This window comes from Streptomyces thermoalcalitolerans (assembly GCF_039525155.1).
GTDB lineage: Bacteria > Actinomycetota > Actinomycetes > Streptomycetales > Streptomycetaceae > Streptomyces > Streptomyces thermovulgaris.
In genome coordinates, this window is the sequence record NZ_BAAAHG010000009.1 from 25,654 (window position 1) to 40,511 (window position 14,858).

At 74.5% G+C, this 14,858-nt stretch carries 15 protein-coding genes; 7 read left to right on the forward strand and 8 right to left on the reverse strand.

The window, feature by feature from the left end; translation table 11 throughout:
- Nucleotides 1-75: 75 nt before the first annotated feature.
- Nucleotides 76-2,283 carry a phage holin family protein gene (locus ABD224_RS07915; protein ID WP_344048357.1) on the reverse strand — a complete coding sequence of 736 codons (2,208 nt, stop codon included), beginning with the start codon at nt 2,281-2,283 and terminating at the stop codon, nt 76-78.
- Nucleotides 2,284-2,414: 131 nt separating this feature from the next.
- On the reverse strand, nt 2,415-2,843 hold the full coding sequence (locus ABD224_RS07920) for a hypothetical protein (protein WP_425580938.1): 429 nt from the start codon (nt 2,841-2,843) through the stop codon (nt 2,415-2,417).
- A 94-nt stretch (nt 2,844-2,937) separates the two neighbouring features.
- Between ABD224_RS07920 and ABD224_RS07925 the strand changes: the two genes are divergently transcribed.
- Complete coding sequence (locus tag ABD224_RS07925) at nt 2,938-3,711, forward strand: MBL fold metallo-hydrolase (protein WP_344048361.1); 774 nt, start codon at nt 2,938-2,940, stop codon at nt 3,709-3,711.
- A complete protein-coding gene (locus tag ABD224_RS07930) occupies nt 3,711-4,346 on the forward strand; it encodes a DedA family protein (protein ID WP_344048363.1) in 636 nt (211 codons plus the stop codon). The genes ABD224_RS07925 and ABD224_RS07930 overlap by 1 nt, the downstream gene beginning before the upstream one ends.
- A gap of 208 nt (nt 4,347-4,554) precedes the next feature.
- On the opposite strand, the gene ABD224_RS07935 is transcribed toward ABD224_RS07930, so the two are convergent.
- The 4 genes from ABD224_RS07935 to ABD224_RS07950 all read right to left on the reverse strand — a co-directional run bounded on the left by ABD224_RS07935 (nt 4,555) and on the right by ABD224_RS07950 (nt 8,759).
- On the reverse strand, nt 4,555-5,625 hold the full coding sequence (locus tag ABD224_RS07935) for an MBL fold metallo-hydrolase (RefSeq protein WP_344048365.1): 1,071 nt from the start codon (nt 5,623-5,625) through the stop codon (nt 4,555-4,557).
- Nucleotides 5,622-6,872 carry an aminotransferase class I/II-fold pyridoxal phosphate-dependent enzyme gene (locus tag ABD224_RS07940; RefSeq protein WP_344048367.1) on the reverse strand — a complete coding sequence of 417 codons (1,251 nt, stop codon included), beginning with the start codon at nt 6,870-6,872 and terminating at the stop codon, nt 5,622-5,624. Before ABD224_RS07940 ends, ABD224_RS07935 begins: the two co-directional genes overlap by 4 nt.
- Nucleotides 6,873-7,015: 143 nt before the next feature.
- Nucleotides 7,016-7,774 (reverse strand): hypothetical protein, encoded by a 759-nt coding sequence (locus tag ABD224_RS07945; RefSeq protein ID WP_344048370.1) that lies wholly within the window; start codon nt 7,772-7,774, stop codon nt 7,016-7,018.
- Nucleotides 7,775-7,889: 115 nt separating this feature from the next.
- Nucleotides 7,890-8,759 carry an RNA polymerase sigma factor SigF gene (locus ABD224_RS07950; RefSeq protein WP_344048372.1) on the reverse strand — a complete coding sequence of 290 codons (870 nt, stop codon included), beginning with the start codon at nt 8,757-8,759 and terminating at the stop codon, nt 7,890-7,892.
- 293 nt (nt 8,760-9,052) lie between these two features.
- Between ABD224_RS07950 and ABD224_RS07955 the strand changes: the two genes are divergently transcribed.
- From ABD224_RS07955 to ABD224_RS07965, 3 genes are all read left to right on the forward strand, one after another.
- Nucleotides 9,053-9,454, forward strand: coding sequence for a DUF2795 domain-containing protein (locus ABD224_RS07955; RefSeq protein WP_344048374.1), 402 nt, complete (start codon nt 9,053-9,055; stop codon nt 9,452-9,454).
- A 187-nt stretch (nt 9,455-9,641) separates the two neighbouring features.
- The gene (locus tag ABD224_RS07960; RefSeq protein ID WP_344048376.1) at nt 9,642-10,106 is read left to right on the forward strand and encodes a CBS domain-containing protein; all 465 of its coding nucleotides are present in this window, start codon (nt 9,642-9,644) and stop codon (nt 10,104-10,106) included.
- Between the two features lie 135 nt (nt 10,107-10,241).
- A complete protein-coding gene (locus ABD224_RS07965) occupies nt 10,242-10,793 on the forward strand; it encodes a type 1 glutamine amidotransferase domain-containing protein (RefSeq protein ID WP_344048378.1) in 552 nt (183 codons plus the stop codon).
- A 200-nt stretch (nt 10,794-10,993) separates the two neighbouring features.
- On the opposite strand, the gene ABD224_RS07970 is transcribed toward ABD224_RS07965, so the two are convergent.
- Nucleotides 10,994-11,272 carry a DUF6158 family protein gene (locus tag ABD224_RS07970; RefSeq protein WP_344048380.1) on the reverse strand — a complete coding sequence of 93 codons (279 nt, stop codon included), beginning with the start codon at nt 11,270-11,272 and terminating at the stop codon, nt 10,994-10,996.
- Nucleotides 11,273-11,329: 57 nt separating this feature from the next.
- Here ABD224_RS07970 and ABD224_RS07975 point away from each other — a divergent pair, with 57 nt between their 5' ends.
- Entirely contained in the window at nt 11,330-12,451 is a 1,122-nt protein-coding gene (locus tag ABD224_RS07975; RefSeq protein ID WP_344048382.1) for a baeRF2 domain-containing protein, read from the forward strand.
- Between the two features lie 64 nt (nt 12,452-12,515).
- On the opposite strand, the gene ABD224_RS07980 is transcribed toward ABD224_RS07975, so the two are convergent.
- On the reverse strand, nt 12,516-13,175 hold the full coding sequence (locus tag ABD224_RS07980) for a histidine phosphatase family protein (protein WP_344048384.1): 660 nt from the start codon (nt 13,173-13,175) through the stop codon (nt 12,516-12,518).
- Nucleotides 13,176-13,225: 50 nt separating this feature from the next.
- Between ABD224_RS07980 and ABD224_RS07985 the strand changes: the two genes are divergently transcribed.
- Entirely contained in the window at nt 13,226-14,722 is a 1,497-nt protein-coding gene (locus ABD224_RS07985) for a bifunctional phosphatase PAP2/diacylglycerol kinase family protein (RefSeq protein ID WP_344048386.1), read from the forward strand.
- Nucleotides 14,723-14,858 lie beyond the last annotated feature (136 nt).

The window sequence follows — 14,858 nt, forward strand, 5'->3', positions numbered from 1 at the left end:
CGGCGAATCACTCGTCTCTCGTCACCAATCACTCGTCTCTCGTCGGTCTCCTGTCGGTCTCTTGTCCGTCTCCCGTCAGGCCGCCTGTTCCCCGGCCTCCTCGGCTTTCTCGGCCTCCGCGGCCTCCTCGGCCTCCTCGGCCTCCTCGGCCTCCTCGGCCTTCTCGGCCTCCGCCGGGAGCGGCGCCTCTCCCCCGGCCTCCGGGACTTCCCCGGCTTCCTCGGCGGCCTCGCGCAGCCAGCGGCGCAGAACGCGGTGGACGTGCTCCGCGCCGACGAGTTCCTCGCCGTCCTCGACCGGGGGCGAGAGGGCGAGCGGCGACAGCAGGAACGGACGGGACTGGGCGCCGCCGAGGCCGCCGTGGGAGCCGATCTGCTCCTCGAAGGCGAGGACCTCGCCGCTGTCGGGGTCGTAGCGGGAGTTGACCATGATGTCGGCGGCGTGCGGGAAGGAGTGGGTGCGGCGTACGGCGTCGGCGGCGCCGGGGCCGAAGACGGCGAGCGGACCGGGGTCGGTGTCGAGTTCGTCCAGCGGTACGCGCGCACCGCCGGCGCCCAGGACGAGGCCGCCGTGCTTCTCGCTGCGCACGAGCAGAAAGCCGATGCCGGGGTGATGGGCGAGCGTGGGCAGCAGCGCGGGGTGGCGGGCGTCGATCTCCTCCTGGCTCATGCGGTGCGGCACGTCGGGGAAGGAGACCAGGCCGAGGTTGCCGGAGGCGAGGACGACGGGTTCTGAGCGGCGGGCGGGCCGCCGCTCCTCGTCGTGCTCCTCGACCGGGCGGTGCAGCGCGGCCCGTACGACGGCCCGTGCCTCGGCGCCGGTCTGGCTCTCCTCCGCCCGGGCCAGGCCGAGCGCCCGGGGAAGTGTGTCCCGGGCCCGGCGTGGCACGGGCAGGCCGCAGCCGGCCCGGACGAGGTCGCCGAGGGTGAGGCCGTAGCGGGAGCGGAAGGTCTCGCCGGGGCTCTGGCCGTGGTCGGACAGGACGACGATCCGGTAGGGGCGGGGGGCGTGCTCGGCGACCTTCTCGATCAGGGCGAGGGAGCGGTCGAGGCGGTGCAGGACCTTCGCCGCGTCCCGGCTGTGCGGGCCGGAGTGGTGGGCGACCTCGTCGTAGGCCACCAGGTCGGCGTAGACGACGGTGCGGCCGGCGAGGAGGTCGCCCACGACGGCGGCCACGACGACGTCCCGCTGGACGACGGTCGCGAAGGCACGGATCAGCGGGTACAGGCCGCCGCGGGAGACCCGGGGGTGCTCCTTGCGGAGCCGGGCGCGGGTGGACTGGCCGATCTCACGGGCGGCCTCGGCGACGAAGGAGAGGAAGGTGCGGACGGCGTTGGCGGGATCGGAGAAGTAGGCGAAGTAACCGGCGCGGGAGCGGTTGCCGCGCCGGCGCACGGCGACGGACAGGACGAGGGCGAGTTCGCGGGCACCGCCGGTGAACAGGTTGCCGCGGCTGGCCCCGTCGCCGGTGAGCAGCCCGCCGTCCCCGGTGCGCTCCACGGCACGGCGCTGGAGCTCGAGGGCGTTGCGCGGGCGGTTGCTGACCATGACCTCGCCGGTGTCCTTCTCGTACCAGCGGAAGGCGGGGACGTCGTGGTTGGTGCCGTGCAGGATGCCGAGCTGGCTGGCGCCGGTCTGGCTGGACCAGTCGGTGCGCCAGGGGGTGAGCCGGTGGGTGGGAGGCTGTCCCGGGACGGCGCCGAGCCACCGGGCGACGGTGGGCATCAGCCCCTGGTCCACCGCGTCCCGCAGCACGTCGTGACCGACACCGTCGAGCTGGATCACGACGGTGCCGGGGGTCGACGAGCAGGACGGCGGACGTCTGCGGCGGCGGTCGGCGAGCCGGTAGAGCCGGCGCCGGTAGGCGTCGTCGTCGCGCACGGCGAGGGCACCGCCGGTGGCGGAGGCGACGGCGGACATCACCGCGGCCACGATGACGGCGGTCTCGGGGGCCGCCTCGGCCTGGCCGGAGGGCTCGATGCGCAGGGCGAGCAGCAGCAGCGACCCGTTCAGGAAGAACACCAGCAGCCCGAGGACGAGCGCGGGCACGAGCAGCAGCAGCCGGACCAGAAGCGGCCAGACGACGGCCGACAGCACGCCGAAGGCGCCCGCGCCGAGCGCGGCGGTCAGGGCGACGGTGGTGACGCTGTCCCCGTCGGAGGACCGCAGCTGGAAGTCCGGCAGGATCCAGGCGAGCACCAGCATGGTGACCGTGGAGACGGCCCACACGGCAACGCTCCGCCCCACCTGGCCGGCGCACCCCCGCCACCGCTCACCGCCCACGCCGGCACACTCCCCGTGTCGTCCGACCTCCCCGTCCGGTCTGGCCCGGGTCCCGTTCCAGCTTGTCACACAGCGGAACACAGCGGACGACAGCCCCGGCCCCGCGGCTGAGGGACCCCCGCGGCCGGGGGCTACCGGCCGTCGTAACCGGCCGTCGGCATGGACAGACGGCGGTGCACCCGGGCCTTCATCCGGTCGTCGTAGGACGGCTCGGCCCGGCCGACCGTCTCCACTCGGACGCCCCGGCGCGCGCACTCCGCGGTGAACTCCTCGACGGAGGACAGGGCCCGTTCCAGCACACGGCGGCTGGGGGCGACGAAGAGGTCGATGCCGGGACGGACCCCCTCCCACAGGGCGCGGTGGTCGGCCCGCAGCCCGCGGACCAGCAGCTCCCGGGCGACCACGTAGCCGTGCTCGGCCGCCCAGCGGGCGCACATCGCGTGCTGGCTGCGGGAGTCCACCAGGAAGGGGTCGTCGTGCAGCTCCTCCAGGGGCGTCAGGCTCGCGATCGCCGTGACGCGAACGGCTGGGGCACCGCCCTCACCAGGGGCGTCCCGCATTTCTCCCATGGCGTCCCCCTCACCTCCGGGTTTCCGCCGACGACCCTACTCCTGCACGTAGGCTCAAGGGGAGTCGCGCAAAGGAGGCAAACAAGTGCCGGTGGAGATCACCTGGTGGGGTCACGCCACCTGCACGGTAGAGGACTCGAACGTCCGTGTGCTCACCGATCCTCTGTTCGCACGGCGGCTCGCGCATCTGCGACGGCGCCGGGGCGCGCTGCCGCCGCCGGCCGCCTGGCAGGCGGACGTGGTGCTGGTCTCCCATCTGCACGCCGACCATCTGCACCTTCCCTCGCTGGCCCGGCTGGAGCGGGGTACGCGCCTGCTGGTGCCCCGGGGCGCGCCCCGGGCGGTACCGGGACTGCGCCGGCTCGGCCACCTGCGGCTCACCGAGGTCGCGCCCGGGGACCGGGTCGAGATCGGCGGCATCGTCGTACGGGTCGTGTCCGCGCACCACGACGGCCGGCGGCTGCCGCTCGGACGGCACCGCTCCCCCGCCCTCGGATACGTGGTCGAGGGCGAGGCCCGGACGTACTTCGCCGGGGACACCGGCCTGTTCGACACGATGGCCGAGGAGGTCGGGCCGGTGGACACGGCACTGCTGCCGGTGGGTGGCTGGGGACCCTACCTCGGCGACGGGCATCTGGACGCGGGGCAGGCGGCGCACGCACTGACGCAACTGGAAGCACGCAGTGCGGTGCCGGTGCACTACGGCACGTACTGGCCGATCGGAATGGATGCCGTGCGCCCCTATGAGTTTCATGCGCCGGGTGATGAATTCGTGCGCCTCGCCGCGCAACGTGCGCCCGGCGTGACGGTGCACCGGCTCGGGCACGGGGAGAGCGTGCGTCTGGAGGTCGCCCGGTGATGCGGTTCGCCGCCGCGACGACGGCGGTGCCGGCGGAGGCCACGCAGCAGGCGGTGGGATATCCCTCGCTGTTCCTGCTGGTGCTGATCGGGGCGCTCGTGCCCGTGGTGCCGACGGGGGCGCTGGTCAGTTCGGCGACGGTGGTCGCCCTGCACCAGACGGCACCGTTCTCGCCGGCGCTGGTGTTCGTGACGGCGTCGCTGGCGGCGTTCCTCGGGGACGCGACGCTGTACTGCCTGGGGCGGCGCGGGCTCGAGTCGAAGAACGGCTCGCGCTGGCTGGAGACGATCCGCTCACGGGCGCCGGAGGAACGGCTCAGGCAGGCGCAGAACATGCTCGCCGAGCACGGGATCGCGGTGCTGGTCCTCTCCCGTCTCGTCCCGGCCGGCCGCATACCGGTGATGCTGGCCTGCCTGCTGGCCCGGTGGCCCCTGCACCGCTTCTCCCGCGGCAACCTCCCGGCGTGCCTGGCCTGGGCCGTCACCTACCAGCTGATCGGCGTCCTCGGCGGCTCCCTGTTCAGCGAACCCTGGGCGGGCCTGCTCGCCGCCATCGCCCTCACCGTCCTTCTGAGCGCCGCCCCCACGGCCTGGCGCCGTCTGCGCCACCTGCTCCCGGCCCACCGTTCGGACTGACCGTTCCTCCGGCGTCCTGCGGCGGCTCCCGGTGTCCCCCAGCGTCCTCCGGCGTCCTCCAGCAGTCAGCGGTGGCGGTCGCCGCCGCCCGCGTCCGGGGCCTCCCCCGGCCGTCCAGGGCTCCGACGGCCGCCTTCCGCCGGCTCACCGGTCCGGCACGCCGGGACCACTGCTCCAGGACCCGGAACCACCGCTTTGGAATCCGGGACTACCGCTCCAGAATCCGGGACGCGCCCACCGGCAGGTCCCACAGATGCTCCCGGGGCAGGCCGGCCTTCCGCCAGGCCGCGCGGACCCGGGTGAGGGGTTCCAGGACCGGCTCGGCGGAGAGGAGGAAGGTGCCCCAGTGCATGGGGGCCATACGGCGGGCACCGAGGTCCTGGGCGGCCCGGACCGCCTCCTCCGGGTCGCAGTGGACGTCACTGAGCCACCAGCGGGGCTCGTAGGCGCCGATGGGGAGCAGAGCGAGGTCGATGCCGGGATAGCGGCGGCCGATCCGGGAGAACCAGTGGCCGTAGCCCGTGTCGCCGGCGAAGTACACGCGCTGTCCGTCGGGGGCGGTGAGCACCCAGCCGCCCCACAGGCTGCGGCAGGTGTCGGTGAGGGTCCGCTTGGACCAGTGGTGGGCGGGAACGAAGTCGATGCGGACTCCCGACAGTTCGGCCGCCTCCCACCAGTCCAGCTCGGTGACGCAGGTGAACCGGCGGCGCCGGAACCAGCGTCCGAGCCCGGCCGGCACGAACACGGGGGTGGTGCGCGGAAGGCGGCGCAGGGTGGGCGCGTCCAGGTGGTCGTAGTGGTTGTGGCTGATGACGACCGCGTCGACGCGCGGCAGCGCCTCCCAGGGCACGCCGACCGGCGTGACGCGCGCCGGGGTGCCGATGATGCGACGGGACCAGACGGGGTCGGTCAGCACGGTCAGCCCGCCGATCTGCACGATCCAGCTGGCGTGTCCCACCCAGCTGACGGCGACCGTACGGGCGTCCACACGCGGTACCGGAGCGGGCTCGTACGGCAGCAGCGGGATGTCGGCGAGCCCTTCCTTGCCCGGCCGTATGGCGCCCTCACGGGCGAACCGGGCGAAGGCCCTCAGGCCGGGCAGCGGGGAGGTGAGACGGTCGTGGAAGGTGCGCGGCCACACCCGCCGCTCCCCCAGCGGCCGGGGTGCGGCCTGCGGCGGGTACGGCGCGGGCGACGGGGCGGACAGGGTCGAAGGCGCGGGTTCGTCGGCTTCCTGGGCAGTGGTCGTGGACGTGATCGGCTCGGACTGCTGCGTCATCGAGGAGACTCCCATCGCTGAGCATCGTCGCGGAGAGCGTCGAAGACCGACTTCAAGGAGAGCAACGCACGTTGTACGTGCGGCAGTTCCAGCGGTGTGGGAGACAGGAGGCACTCCTCGCGCTCCTCGTCCGTACGGCCGAGGAACTCCGCGGTGGACAGCCGCACCCGCAGGGCACCGAGGTCGTCGCCGAAGCGGTGGCCGCCCGGAGCGGGCTGGTCCAGACGGGCCGTGAGGAAGTCCTCCAGTTCCTGTGCGTCCCCCACGCCGCGGTCGGTGAGTCCAGAGCGCAGCGGACCGAGATCGGCGTACAGGTGGCGGCCGGCCTGCGGCGGCCGGACGAGCACGCCGGCGGCGGCCAGGGTCGTGTGCACGGCGTGCGCCACGCGCGCGTGCAGGCGTATGGACGCGGCCAGGCGCGCGGTGACGGCGTCGGGTTCGTCGAGGGCGTAGGCGGCCGCGGCGGCGACGGGGTCGGCGATGCGTGCGTCCAGCGCGGTGAGCACGTCGAGCACACGCGCGTGCAGCGCGTCGCCGGTGGCGCCGGCGGGAAAGCGGACGATCGCGGCGGGCCAGCCGGCGGGCAGGAAGGCACCGGCGAGGTCGGTGACGACGGTGACCCGTTCGGGCAGCATCTCGGCGGGGCTGAGCAGCACCGTCCCGTGCGGCTCGTGCACGGTGTCGCGCCAGGTCTCGTCGCTGATCAGGTGCAGTCCCTCGCCGGCGGCGGCCTCGACGGTCTCGTGCATCACCTCGGGCGGTGCGACGGTCGCGGTGGGGTCGTCGGCGACGGACAGGACCAGCAGCCGGGGGTCACCGCCCTCGGCGCGGACCCGGCGGACGGTCTCCAGCAGGGCGTACGGGTCGGGCACACCGCCGCACTCGGAGGGCGTCGCCACGGGGTAGACGGGTCTGCCGAGCAGACGCGCGTACGGTGCCCACCAGGCGGAGCACGGCCGGGGCACCAGGACGTCCCCGCCGAGCGCGGCGGTGAGCGCGAGCAGCAGGGAGGGGGCGCCGGGTGCGGCCGCCACCTGGCCGGGCCGGGTGGGCAGCCCGCGGCGCAGCCAGTAGCCGCAGGCCGCGTCCAGCAGGGCCGTGTCGCCGCCGATCGGTCTCTCCCTGCTCCGGGCCGTGGCTCCGGCGAGCGCGGCGGACAGCTCGGGCAGCACGGGCAGTCCGTCGTCGGGGAGGGCCGACGGCCCGTAGCGGACGGGGCCGTGTCCTTCGGGGTCCGTCCGCAGCATGGGTACCTCCACGCAGTCCCTGATGCCGTGTCGTGTCGCCGCCGGTGCGTGCGGGCCGTGCCCTCGCGGCTACGGGTACCCCGGCGGCGCCGCTCCATGGCCGGCCGCCGGGGCCGCGGTCCTCCGTGGCGCCCGGGACCCGGTCAGGCCCTTCGCCACCACCAGACCCGGTGGACCGCCGCACCGAACGCCGCCGCGATCAGCAGGCCACCGGCGACCAGGGCGGGCAGGGAGGTGGTGAACGCACCGCCCGCACCGGCCCGCACACCGTGCCGTACCGCATGGTCCACGCATCTCCGGTCGGAGGGGTCCGCACAGGACGCGCCGATGTCGCGCGGCCCCCCGTCGGGAGAGGAGGTGCGGCCGGCCGCCGTGTCGTGGCCCGGATCCCGCGACGCCTGGCCGCGAGAGGGTTCCTGTGAGCCATTGTCACGGGACGGACCGCCGGAGTCCTGGGTCCCGGACGGGGCACGGGAGGCGGAGGGGTCGCGCGGGACCTGGCCCTGGGAGGGGCCGGGGGAAGGAGCGGCGCGCGGCGGGAGGCGCACGGCCGGGTCCTGGAGGGGATCGCGCAAGGGGTCGTCGGTGGGGGCGTCCCGTGGCACGGAGTTCTGCGGCACGGAGTCCTGCGGTGCGCCCGGGAGGGCGAGGTCCGGGGCCGGTGCCGCGGGCACTCCGCCGGGGAGGGCACCCTCGGACGGGCCGGCTGCCGTGGGGCATGCGTCGCCGCCGTTCGGGCCGCAGTCGGCGGCGGGCAGGAGGACCCCCGTGCCGGGCCGGCTGATGTGCGGCCAGTGGACCCGGGCGGCCGGGTCCGCGAAGGCGGCCGGTGCTGCGACGCCCCCCGCCATGAGTCCGGTCAGGACGACGACAGGCAGGACGCGTGCGGTGGTACGGCGCATGAACGGAGCTCCTCGGACCGGCGGCGGACGGCACAGGGCGCGTGCCCTTCCCGCCCCATCACAGCCGCCGCCCCCAGGGGCCGCGCGCGGCAGAGCCCCATTCGCGGGACACGAATCACCTGTCGGGTGACGCCCGTCGCCCGCCCGTCGGCCCGCTCCCGGACGGGGACGGCACCCCGGCGCCGTCCTCCGTGTCGTCCTCCCGCATCACCTGGTCCCGCACCCGGTCGCAGCACCGGCTGATCAGCCGGGAGACATGCATCTGCGAGATGCCCAGCTGCTCGGCGATCCGGCTCTGGGTCATGTCGCCGAAGAACCGCATGTACAGGATGGCCCGTTCCCGTTCGGGCAGCGCCGCCAGCCGCGGTGTGACGGCCTCGCGGTCCACCACGGTGTCCAGGGCGGGGTCGGGCGAGCCCAGGAAGTCGCCGAGGGAGTGCCCGTCCTCGCTGCCGGACAGCTCCGCGTCGAGCGAGAGGGCGGTGAAGCTCTCCATCGCCTCGAGGCCGACCCGTACGTCCTCCTCGCTGAGGCGGGTGTGCTCGGCGATCTCGGCGACGGTGGGGCGGCGGCCCTGGAGGGTCCGGGAGAGGTCCTGGTCGGCGAACCGGACGCGGTTGCGCAGCTCCTGCACCCGGCGCGGGACGTGCATCGTCCCCATGTGGTCGCGGAAGTGCCGCTTGATCTCGCCGGTGATGGTGGGGACGGCGTAGCTCTCGAAGGCGCTGCCGCGCTCGGGGTCGTAGCGGTCGACCGCTTTGACCAGGCCGAGGGCCGCGATCTGGCGCAGATCCTCGATGCTCTCGCCGCGCCCGCGGAAACGGCCGGCGAGCCGTTCGGCCATGGGCAGCCAGGCCCGGACGATCGCGTCGCGCAGGGCGTCGCGCTGCGGCCCGGCCGGAAGCGCGGCAAGCCGGCGGAAGGCCTCGGCGGTGTCGGGGGCGTCGTCATGGGGGTGGCGCCGGGCGCCCGCTCGCGTTCGCATGGTGCCTCGCAACTCCCTCGGAGCGCTCTGGGATGGGCGGTCACCGTGGGGCGCGAGCGCGATCGGACCGGCCGTGCACACGGCGGCGCGGGGCGCCGCTCCCACGGACGTGCCTCCGGTCCGAAGCACTGGGACTACGCCTGCCCCCGGTCTGTGTCCGCAAACCCCCGGCCGCCGGGAAATCCGCGGGCGGCACGCCCCTGTCGTCCCGTCGGCATCCCCGCTCTGGAAAACCCGTGTCGGCTCCCTGTGCACGGGTACGCGGGGGCCACCCCGAGGATCTGGAGAAAGACATGCAGCGAGGCAGTGACCGGCTGAGTGTCCACCGTGACGACGAGATGAAGCACGAGTTGCAGGGTCTGCTCAGGTCCGGCCGTCCCACGCGGAGCCAGGAGTGGAACGACCCGGAGCCGACCGCCGAGGACGACCCGGAGGTCTGGGGCGGACCGGTGGCACCGGGCGGCTCGAGGGCGTCCTTGGAGACCGTCCGTCTGGAGCTGGCCAGGCTCCTGGGCCGCGGCTCCTTTCCCGCGAGGCCGGGCGAGCTGATCCGCGCCCTGCGCCGCAGGAACGCGCCGGACACGCTGATCGAGGCACTGGAGGAGCTGCCGCCCAAGGCGCGCTACGCCAATGTGCAGGAGCTGGCGAAGGAGCTGACGCACACCGCGCGGTCCGCCCGGGAGAACCGCGCATGAGGCCCGCGCCGGCAGGAGCGCCGCGGTCGGTGCGTCCTCCCGCACGCCCGCACCGCGCCATTCCCACAGGTCCCGTCGGACCCACTGGCTCCACCGGTCTCACCGGCCCTACCGGTCTCACCGGGCCCATCAGTCTCACCGGTCTCACCGGCACAGGGGCTGCGGAAAGGCGGAAGAGGCCGGTGCGATGGCCGAATTCGTGAGGGACGTGATGACGCCGGGCGTGGTCGCGGTCCGTCCGGCCGCCTCGCTGGTCGAGGCGGCCCAGCTGATGCGGGACCACGAGATCGGCGCCGTCGTGGTGGCCGACGGGCAGGACGTCGTCGGTGTGCTCACCGACCGCGACATCGCGGTGCGGGCCGTGGCCGAGGGCCTGGACCCGCAGGCGGCGAGCGCGGGTGCCGTGTGCACGTCCGACCCGTTCGTCGTCGGCCCGCACGACCGGGTCTCCACGGCCGTCGCACTGATGCGCGCGCACGCGGTGCGCCGGCTGCCCGTCGTCGAGGCGGGCCTGCCCGTCGGCGTGGTCAGCCTGGGCGATCTGGCCGAGGCGCGGAGTCCCCGGTCCGCGCTCGCCGACATCAGCCGGGCCGAGGCGGACTCCGGGACCACCGCGTGGGCGGGAGTCGGAGCCGGACACAACCGGGCATGAAGGGCGCTCCGGGATCCGGCCGGGCCTGTCGGCGGGCGATGAGACGACAAGACGACAGCAGGACGGCAAACCGGCAAAACAACAAAAACGGCAGGACAACGGCAGAACGACGAGACGAAAGGACGTCGAGACATCATGCGCATCGCGTTTCTGGCCGCTCCCGAGGGTGTGGAGCAGGTCGAGCTGACCGAACCGTGGCAGGCGGTCAAGGACGCCGGTCATGAGCCCGTGCTCGTGTCGACCCGGCCCGGAGAGATCCAGGCGTTCGACCACCTGGACAAGGCGGACACGTTCCCGGTGGACGCGGTCGTCCGTGAGGCGTCCCCGGACTCCTTCGACGCGCTCGTCCTGCCGGGCGGCGTGGCCAACCCCGACTTCCTGCGGTTGGACGAGAAGGCCGTGGCCTTCGCACGGGGCTTCTTCGACAACGGGCGTCCGGTGGCCGCGATCTGTCACGCGCCGTGGCTGCTGGTCGAGGCGGACGTCGTACGGGGCCGGGAGCTGACCTCGTGGCCGAGCCTGCGGACGGACATCCGCAACGCGGGCGGCACCTGGGTCAACGAGCAGGTGAAGGTCTGCGACAACGGCCCGAACAAGCTGGTCACCAGCCGCAAGCCGGGTGATCTGAAGGCGTTCTGCGAGACGTTCCTGGAGGTGTTCGCCGAACAAGGACAAGGGGCCGGCTGAGCCGCGAGCAGGACGGACAGGGGGCCGCAGGGCGCACAAGGGCCGGCCGGCTGAGCGGCCGGGCGGAGCGCGGGCCGAAGCGGTCGCCGGGCATGGTGCCCGCCGACGCGCCGCAGGAAGCGCGCCGACGGACACGACCGTGGGGGCCGTCCGCAGCGCCGTCCCGGCGCAACGCCGCCCCAAAGCCCGGCGGCAGGCACTCAGGTACGGGGAGCCGCGGACTCCCCGCATCCGCGTTCCCGGGCTCCTTCGCGGGTGCGGCCCGCGGCGACCGTGCGCCGGGGGTTGCGGCGCAGGTACTCGCCCTCGAGCTGCGCCATGCGCTCGTTGTGGGCCCGCAGTGCGTCGTTCGAGCCGTACAGCAGGGTGTCGTGACGTGTGCGGTGGATCGTCTCCAGTTCCTTCATGAGCTGCTGGTCGTCCAGCCGGTCCGGAGCGACTCCGGTCATGGTCCTGTCCTGCTCGTCGTGTTCGTTCATGCGGTACGGGTACCCGCCCGGCGTGCACTGCCACCGACCGGTCTCCGGGAGGGCGTCATGGATCTCGCCTTTCTGCACCCGCTGTACGAGCACCCGGGTCCCTGGGCCTCCGTGTACGTCGGCACCTCCCGGTGGGCGGAGGGCACGGCCCACGAGGCGCGTCCGACGGCCCGGGCGATGGTCCAGGAGCTGTCTCGGCAGGGTGCGGACGAGGCCACCTGCCGGGCGGTGGAGACCGCGATCGAGGACCTGCGCCACTTCCCCGATCCGCACGGGCGGGCCCTGTTCGCACGGGCCGGGGAGGTCGTGCTCGATCCCCTGCTGGCGCATCCCCCGCCGGGCGGCAGCCGGGCCACCTGGGCGTCGCTGCCGCGCGTGGGGCCGCTGCTGGACCTGATGGGTGAGGACCCGGTCGCGATCGTGGCGTACATCGACCGCCGGGGTGCGGACTTCGAGCTGCGCAGCGCGCTGGGCCGGCAGAAGGCCGCCGCGATGGTGGGGCAGCAGTGGCCCATCCACCGCACGAACGGCGTCGACCGGGACGGGGCGGAGCGGCACTTCCAGCTGAGAGTGGAGAACGTCCTGGAGCACAGCGCGGCGGAGATCGCCGACGCGCTCAGCGTCTGCCAGGAGGAGGCGCAGGCCGATCTGCTGATCCTGATCGGTGACGACCCGGAGCGGCGCGCGGTGCGCGGCCGGCTGCCCAGGCGGCTGCACGACCGTGTGGAGGAGGCCCCCCACGGCGCCGGCAGCCGGCTGCTGGACGAGGAGGTGGAGCAGATCCGCGCGGGGCACGTACGCCGGCGGGTCGAGGCCGCGCTGGACCGCTTCCGGGCGGCCCGGATCCCGGACGACGAGGGCCGCTCCGGCGCCGCCGAGGGGGTGCCCGCGCTGGTCGAGGCGGCCCGCGAGCAGCGTCTGGAGCAGCTGCTGATCCACCCGGACGGCACCGAGAACCACCGTGTGGTGTGGATCGGCGAGGACCCGGGCCAGACGGCCGTGCACCGCACGGAGCTGAAGATCCTCGGCGAGCAGCGCTCCTGGCCGGCCGGTGCCGACGACGCCCTGCTCCGCTCGGCGGTCACCGGCGATGCCACGGCCCTGTCACTGGCCCCGGTGGCCCCGGCCGACGGCGAGGGCATGCCGGCGGGCGGCCTGGGCGCGCTCCTGCGCCGATGACCGTCGATGACCGCCGAGGGCGACGGCCCGCGCCGGGTCCGGCCACCGGGGCGCGGCCGCGCGGCTACGCCTGCGCCTGCCCGGCCATGCGGCCCGCGGGGCCGGGCTCGCCCGCGGGGGCGATCAGGGCACCGGCCCAGGTCAGGGCCTCCCAGCCGTCGGCGGGCGAACCCTCCAGGGCCACCACGCCGGTGTTCTCGAGACGGTGCTCGGCGATGAAGGCGGCGTCGAGGTTGTGGGCGCGGCAGGCGGCCCACAGACGGATGGCGGCGCCATGGCTGACCATGGCGACGGTGCCGGCGCCGCTCGCGGCGGCCTCCGCGACGACGGCGTCGTAGCGGGCCAGGGCCTCGGCGCCGGTCTCACCGCCCGGCATGCGCAGCTCCGTGTCACCGGCGGCCCAGGCCAGCACCGTACGCATGTACGCCTGTCCGCGCTCGGAGTCGCCCGGCTCCATCTCCAGGTCGCCGGCGGACAGCTCGCGGATGCCGTCGCGGACGAGGACCTCGAGCCCGCGGGCGGCGGCCAGCGGCGCGGCGGTGAGCTGGGTGCGGACGAGGGTGGAGGCGTAGAGGACTTCGATGTCCTCCCCCGCCAGCGTCTTCGGCAGTGCGGCGGCCTGCCTCTCGCCGAGTTCGGTCAGGCCCGGCCCCGGAATGCCCGTGTCCAGCAGGGAGCGCACATTCGACGGAGTCTGGGCGTGACGGATGAGAAGCAGGCGCATGCGGGGACCTTCGGGACAAGAATCGGCTGCTTCAGGGTAACGGTCCCTGTATGAGCCCGGACATCGACCTCACCGCCCCGGCTTCCGGCGCCCGCACCGCGCTCCGTCGCCTGCTGGACCTGGACAGCCGGCTGTTCGAGTTCGTGGCCGAACGCTCCTGGCCCGGTGCCGAGCCCGTACTGCCCCGGCTGAGCCGGAGCGCCAATCACGGGATCCTGTGGTGCGCGGCCGCCGCCGCCATCGCGGCGAGCCGCACCCCGCGGGCCCGCCGCGCCGCGGCCCGCGGCCTCGTCTCCCTGAGCCTGGCCTCGCTGACCATCAACACGCTGGGCAAGCGTTCGGTGCGCCGCTCCCGGCCGGAGCTGGACACGGTGCCGAACGTGCGCCGGCTCAAGCGGCAGCCGGTCACCACCTCCTTCCCGTCCGGGCACGCGGCGTCCGCCGCCGCCTTCGCCACCGGCGTCGCCCTGGAGTCCCGGGCCTGGGGTGCGGCGGTGGCGCCGGTCGCCGCGTCGGTCGCGCTCTCCCGCGTCTACACCGGTGTGCACTTCCCCAGCGACGTCCTGGCCGGCGCCGCCCTGGGCGCGGGCGTCGCGTTCGCCGTACGGGGCGTCGTGCCCACCCGTGCCCAGCTGGTCCCGCCGGCCCACCCCCGCGCCGAGGTTCCGGCGCTGCCCGAGGGCAAGGGCCTGGTGCTCGTCGTCAACAACGAGGCACGCACCGCCGACCGCGCCCGGACGCTGGCGAACGCCCTGCCGGAGGCGGAGGTCGTCGAGTGCGCACCGGGGGACCTTCCGGCCGAGCTGGAGAAGGCCGCGGGCCGCGCGCGGGTGCTCGGGGTGTGCGGCGGCGACGGCACCGTGAACACGGCCGCCGAGGTGGCCCTGCGCCACGGGCTGCCGCTCGCGGTGCTGCCCGGCGGCACGCTCAACCACTTCGCCCACGACCTCGGGGTGGAGGACGTACGGGACCTGAGCCGGGCCCTGGAGAACGGGGACGGTGTGCGCGTGGACGTGGCCCGCTTCCGGTCCGGGAGCAAGCAGGGCATCTTCCTCAACACGTTCAGCCTGGGCGTGTACCCGGAGCTGGTGCGGGAGCGCGAGCTGTGGGAAGGCCGGATCGGCAGCTGGCCGGCCGGGGTGGTGGCGGCGCTGAAGGTGCTGCGCGCGGACCGTCATCCGCTGCAGGCCGAGTTCCAGGGCCGGCCCCGTCCGCTGTGGCTGCTGTTCGCCGGCAACGGCACCTATCACCGCATGGGACTCGCCCCGGGCCGCCGGCTCGACCTGGCCGACGGCGTCCTCGACGTCCGGGTGGTGCACGGGGGCCGCAAGCCGGCCCTGCGCCTGCTGTCGGCCGCTCTCGCGGGCCCGCTCACCCGGTCCCCCGCCCATGCCGCGGTCCAGGTCCACCGTCTCCGTCTGACCGGGCTCTCGCCCGGCACTCTCCTCGCCTACGACGGCGAGGTGATGGAGGGGGAGGACGAGGTGCGGCTGGAGAAGCTGCCGGAGGCGCTGACCGTGTACCGGCCGCTGTCCGACGGCCGGTGAGCCGTCCGCCCGCAGGGCGTTGTCCGCATGACGAAACACTCATCTCGCCATACGGTATGCGCGCGTACTGTGTCCCCCACCGCCCCGGTGGGACGGCAAGGAGGGTGCTCCCTGAGGACGACAGGGACGACGGGGA

Coding starts and splice junctions, on each gene's coding strand:
- ABD224_RS07965 (WP_344048378.1), top strand. CDS start 10,242: ATGCGCATCGCGTTTCTGGCCGCTCCCGAGGGTGTGGAGCAGGTCGAG.
- ABD224_RS07955 (WP_344048374.1), top strand. CDS start 9,053: ATGCAGCGAGGCAGTGACCGGCTGAGTGTCCACCGTGACGACGAGATG.
- ABD224_RS07935 (WP_344048365.1), bottom strand. CDS start 5,625: ATGACGCAGCAGTCCGAGCCGATCACGTCCACGACCACTGCCCAGGAA.
- ABD224_RS07970 (WP_344048380.1), bottom strand. CDS start 11,272: ATGAACGAACACGACGAGCAGGACAGGACCATGACCGGAGTCGCTCCG.
- ABD224_RS07950 (WP_344048372.1), bottom strand. CDS start 8,759: ATGCGAACGCGAGCGGGCGCCCGGCGCCACCCCCATGACGACGCCCCC.
- ABD224_RS07930 (WP_344048363.1), top strand. CDS start 3,711: ATGCGGTTCGCCGCCGCGACGACGGCGGTGCCGGCGGAGGCCACGCAG.
- ABD224_RS07940 (WP_344048367.1), bottom strand. CDS start 6,872: ATGCTGCGGACGGACCCCGAAGGACACGGCCCCGTCCGCTACGGGCCG.
- ABD224_RS07960 (WP_344048376.1), top strand. CDS start 9,642: ATGGCCGAATTCGTGAGGGACGTGATGACGCCGGGCGTGGTCGCGGTC.
- ABD224_RS07985 (WP_344048386.1), top strand. CDS start 13,226: ATGAGCCCGGACATCGACCTCACCGCCCCGGCTTCCGGCGCCCGCACC.
- ABD224_RS07980 (WP_344048384.1), bottom strand. CDS start 13,175: ATGCGCCTGCTTCTCATCCGTCACGCCCAGACTCCGTCGAATGTGCGC.
- ABD224_RS07975 (WP_344048382.1), top strand. CDS start 11,330: ATGGATCTCGCCTTTCTGCACCCGCTGTACGAGCACCCGGGTCCCTGG.
- ABD224_RS07945 (WP_344048370.1), bottom strand. CDS start 7,774: ATGCGCCGTACCACCGCACGCGTCCTGCCTGTCGTCGTCCTGACCGGA.
- ABD224_RS07920 (WP_425580938.1), bottom strand. CDS start 2,843: ATGCGGGACGCCCCTGGTGAGGGCGGTGCCCCAGCCGTTCGCGTCACG.